The sequence below is a fragment of the Mesorhizobium sp. M7A.F.Ca.US.005.03.2.1 genome (assembly GCF_003997795.1).
Classification (GTDB): domain Bacteria; phylum Pseudomonadota; class Alphaproteobacteria; order Rhizobiales; family Rhizobiaceae; genus Mesorhizobium; species Mesorhizobium ciceri.
Genome location: NZ_RZRP01001452.1, coordinates 1 through 769 on the forward strand (window position 1 = coordinate 1; position 769 = coordinate 769).

Consider the following 769-nt stretch of genomic DNA (forward strand, 5'->3'; position numbering starts at 1 on the left):
TCCTGAAACTGCTCAACTCGAAGAAAGACGAATCCGAGCTGACCATGTGCTCGGACGTCGACCGCAACGACAAGTCGCGGGTCTGCGAGCCGGGTTCGGTGCGCGTTATCGGCCGGCGCCAGATCGAGATGTATTCGCGCCTGATCCATACGGTCGACCACATCGAAGGCAGGCTGCGCGAAGGCATGGATGCCTTCGATGCCTTCCTGTCGCATGCCTGGGCGGTCACCGTCACCGGCGCGCCGAAGCTATGGGCCATGCGCTTTATCGAGCAGAACGAGAAGAGCCCGCGCGCCTGGTATGGCGGCGCGATCGGCATGGTCAATTTCAACGGCGACATGAACACCGGCCTGACGCTCCGCACCATCCGTATCAAGGACGGCATTGCCGAAGTGCGCGCCGGCGCCACATTGCTGTTCGACAGCATTCCCGAGGAAGAAGAAGCCGAAACCGAACTGAAGGCATCCGCCATGCTCTCCGCCATCCGCGACGCCAAGACAGGCAATTCCGCCAGCACCGAGCGCACCACCGCGCGCGTCGGCGACGGCGTCAACATCCTGCTGGTCGACCACGAGGACAGTTTCGTCCACACGCTGGCCAATTATTTTCGCCAGACCGGCGCCAACGTCTCGACCGTTCGCTCGCCGGTGCCTGAGGAAGTCTTCGACCGGCTGAAACCCGACCTCGTCGTGCTGTCGCCCGGCCCCGGCACGCCGAAGGACTTCGATTGCGCCGCAACCATCAAGAAGGCGCGCGCCCGCGAACTGCC

The 769-nt window shown here is 63.6% G+C and carries 1 protein-coding gene; it reads left to right on the forward strand.

What is annotated here, in order from left to right:
* Nucleotides 1-769, forward strand: a 769-nt coding sequence (locus EN991_RS38430) for a chorismate-binding protein (RefSeq protein ID WP_206519367.1), incomplete at both ends; no start/stop codon positions are given.